Annotated in this window: 2 protein-coding genes and 1 pseudogene; all 3 read right to left on the bottom strand. The window is 70.6% G+C overall.

Going from position 1 to position 3,854, the window contains the following annotated elements; all coding sequences use genetic code 11:
* Positions 1-278, bottom strand: a 278-nt coding sequence (locus MJ785_RS15790) for an RAMP superfamily CRISPR-associated protein (protein ID WP_239381519.1), incomplete at its 3' end; no start/stop codon positions are given.
* Positions 278-2,965 carry an RAMP superfamily CRISPR-associated protein gene (locus MJ785_RS15785; RefSeq protein WP_239381517.1) on the bottom strand — a complete coding sequence of 896 codons (2,688 nt, stop codon included), beginning with the start codon at positions 2,963-2,965 and terminating at the stop codon, positions 278-280. The genes MJ785_RS15785 and MJ785_RS15790, both read right to left, overlap by 1 nt.
* Positions 2,962-3,854, bottom strand: a pseudogene (locus MJ785_RS15780) (hypothetical protein); the annotation flags it as partial. The pseudogene MJ785_RS15780 and the gene MJ785_RS15785, both read right to left, overlap by 4 nt.

The following is a 3,854-nucleotide window of genomic DNA, read 5'->3' as shown; positions in this document are numbered from 1 at the left end:
AGGCCGTCGCGGACGAACACCCGGCTCGCCCGGCCGTCGGTGTTGTCGGTGAATCCCCACAGCTCATCGAGGGTGTTCGCGTCGGTGCAGCGGCCCGTCATCCAGTGGCGGCACACTCCGGCGAGGCTCGTCCCGGGCACGTACAGCCGGGACTTGCCGTCGAGCGCGACCGGCAGGTCCACGTCCGGGTCGTGCCCGAGCCCGCCGACGTGCAGCGGCGAGCACACCTCAAGCCAGCCGCGGACCCGCAGCCGGTGGTGCAAAGGTCGGCCGGCCATCACTGCGCCTCCCGGTTCCGGCGGTGCGCGGTCAGGCAGGTCAGGACCAACGTCTGCACGGCCTCCTGCCACAGCTCCGTTCGCAGGTTCGCGGCGATCGTCGCGGCGTGCGGCGCTTCATGGGTCTGACCTCCGGCCGTCGGGCCCGCGGGGCCGACCCAGCCCAGGGCCTCCCACACCTGGCCCGGTCTGGTGAGGAGGGCCTTCAGCTGTCTGCCGACGCCGTCTGGCCATGATCGCCGGCGGGACGGGTCGACGAGCTTGTCGACGAGCGATTCGGTGGCCGCGCGGTCAGCCAGCCGGGGCAGGATGTCGCGGAGCTGGGCGAGCTGCGACGGCGGGACCTTGTCGACGCCGTCGCCGAACACCCGGCGTAGGCCGTCGGGGTCGGTTGCGACCGTGACGGCACGCCTCGCGATTTCTGCTCGCCAGGCCTCCGTGCGCAGCGCCGCGATGAGCGCGATGTCGTCGGCCGACAGGATGTCGGTGTTCGTGGCACGGGTATCCGCCGTGCCCGCGCCGCCGATGGGAATTGTCGTACTCGGTGCGGCACCGGCCGCGGCCCGGGGTTCCGTCCGTGCCGCCAGGGCCTTCTCGGCGGGCTCCTGCGTGTCGGCGAAGCGTGTGATGACCTCGGGCCCGTCCTCGACACCCCCCGAGGGCCCCGGGACGGCGGCGATGCACAGCTGACCGAGTCCTTCGCCGCGCCGTTCCCCGAGACCCCCGGTCTCCAGCTCGGCGACCAGCGTCGGATCCAGCCGCGGAGTGGTACCGCCACTGCCGTCACCCGCCGTGAGGTCGTAGCTCACAATGCTGCCGGCGGCCAGGCCGAGCAGAGTCGGACGCGGCCGACACCAGCGGGTGTGCCACGACTCGGTGCGTGTCACCGCGAACGTATGGCTCCGGCGACCGTCCGCCGAGCCGACCTGTTTCAGCGCCGTGGCGGGCAGGCGCAGCTCCCGGGTGAGCGCTTCTCGCAGCAACGCCGGATCGCTGGACGCGCGCAGCCGTTCGTCCAGCAGAATCATGTCGCTGACCAGCCAGACGACGATGCGGCGGGCGTCGACAAGCCGCGCCCGCGGCGCAGGCGGTGACACGGGCGTCGCGCTGACCGTTGCCCGGCCGTAGTCGTCCTTGCGAGAGCGTCCCAGCACCCATGAACCCGACAGGTCCTCGGCCCATCCGGCGGGCAGCAGGCCCGCACGTACCCGTATCTCAGCGACCAGCGGTCGCTTGGTCGCCAGCGCACGGTAGGTGTACACACCGCCGCCCTCGTCGGTCGTCGGCCGTTGCATCGTGTCGCTCACGCTGTTGTGCGTGTGGACCGACAGTGTCGGCCGGACCCGCCGAAGCGGACGGGTGGTGGCGACGTACCCGTCGATCTTGCGGGTCTCCAGCGTGCGCGCGTCGGTGTTGGCACGGTTGATGATCCGACCCGGTTCGGTCTTCACCGCACCGAACGTGCGTGGCACGGGTAGTCCGCGTTCGCCTGCGACGTCCACGGTCGCGTCTGTCACCACCAGGTGGCCGGCGAGGAGCGCGGCCTGGCCTGCCGGTCCGAGGCGTCGCAGCACGCCGGGCAGCAGGGTGGACCCGGGGATGTGGTCGCGGCCCATCACCTGGTTGCCGAGCTGACGCCCGCCGGCCACGAGCGGGTCGTCCAAGGTGATGCTCAGTCGCGCAATCTCCCAGCCGGGCACCGGAGTCGCGTGAGGCCACGGAGTTGGCGTGACCGGGGATGTGACCGCGGATGTGACTGCGGATGTGACCGCGGGGGGCGCGGCATCGACGGCTGGTGGCGGCGGGGGAGAGGCGGTTTCCAGCCAGTCCCACCACGGTGTCGGATCGATGATCGACGGGAGTTCCAGTGTGCACCGTCCGTTACCACGGCGCCGTTTACCCCCGATCTGTTCGACGAGCCTGCTGCCGGCGAGCAACAGCGCCGTGACGCAGCGCCGGGCGTTTTCGTCCAGCGGTGCCGCGGACGCCAGGCCGCCCGGCGAGGCGGCGCCGGTGATCTCGAACGTGCCGTGCAGGACTGACCCGACCCGGGCCTGCTCGGAGAACCGCAACATTCCGGGCGTGGCGCGACCGGTGTGCGGGTCGACGCGCACACCCGGTTTGACGAAGGTGACGGCCTCGCGCACGAACGAGTCGCGGGCCAGCACCGCGCGCACGCCATCGCAGTAGCGGGCCGCCCGAATCGACACCGCCGCGGCTACCGGCGGCGCCGTGCTGGCGGGCGGGGAGGGCGCCTTCCCGCCCGCTGCTCCGGCGGCGTCCCGTCCCGTGCCTCGGGTCGTTGTCGGGCTACCGGAAAGAGCCGGCTGGCTACCGAAGGCGAACCTCACCCAGCCCTGCCACGGTCCTGTGTCACTGCTGCCGTCAAGGGCGCGGGCGACAATCTCGCAGGCGTCACGCCACACACCGGTGACGGTCTTCGCCGGCAGATACGGCAGGTCGTCGGCGTCACGGTTGACCAGGTGGTCGACGTCGCCGGGACGTCCTGTTCCGGTACCCGGATGCCAGTCGGAGGTGAACACAAGCCGGTAGGACAGGGGAGTACCGGTGGGAAGCGGTGCAGGACCTGACATCTGCGGCGGCGGCTGCGTCGATATCGACGAGGAGACCGCCGGCTGTTCCTGCGCCGCGGCTGGTGCGGGAGGAGTGGTCTCGTGCGCGGTCACCGGCTTGCCGCCGTCTCGTCGCGGTCACCGATGAACTCCTCGGCGTCCATCGCATCGAGCAGACCTGTGATGTGAACGCCGCCTTCCTCCCAGAACAGCGACCAACGTTCACTGTTGGCGGCCAGCGCAGACAAGCCGCTGCGGCCGTAGCGGTTGCGCAGCAGTTGGAAGCGACCGTCTGCGGTGTCGCGGCCGAGGAACAGCCCGGCACGCAGGGTGTGGGTCTGGCTGCGTGGGAGAGCCCGTCCGCGATCGCTGTCGCCGTCGGTGGGATCGACGGTCCCCCGCAGCGCGGTGACCCGGGCCAGCAGATCCGACCAGCGGCGACCGTCAGCCCAGCCGGCATTGTCATTTCCGGTAACGACGTACGGCTGAGCAACGAGCCGGTCGCCTCCGGGCAACGTCGTGCGTGCCCGCAGATTGTCCAGTCCGGTCGCGGCGCTGTCGTACAGGACGTGAAAGGACAGCGCGCTGGCGCCGACGGCCTTGACCTTCACGCGTTTGGCCTCATCCGTGAGATCGTCGGCGAGCTGATACGCCGAGGAGAACGGGTAGTGCTGCTTGACGACGGCGACGCCGGCCGCCGCCGTGAGCTGCTTTTCCTTAGGGTGCAACAAAGCTGCCGTCCGGTTTTCGAATGCCTGCAGGAAGGCGGCCGTGAAGGGTAACGCCGCAGGTCCGTCGCACACGACCGTGAGGTCGTCTCCGCCGAGAATGAGCGGCAGGACCGGGAAGAAGCTTCCGGATGCGCCCGGTCTCCTGACTTTTTTTATCCCTGGATAGCACCGGAGCTCGTCGAGCGCCGCACGGAAGGCCTCATGTGCCGCGCGGTCGATGCGTTCGGAGTAGACGGCGAGGAGGTCGACGTACCCACGACAGCCTTCGACAG

Origin of the sequence: Protofrankia sp. CiT1, from assembly GCF_917627335.1 — a bacterium.
Classification (GTDB): domain Bacteria; phylum Actinomycetota; class Actinomycetes; order Frankiales; family Frankiaceae; genus Protofrankia.
This window is presented reverse-complemented; position numbering and strand designations above follow the sequence as displayed.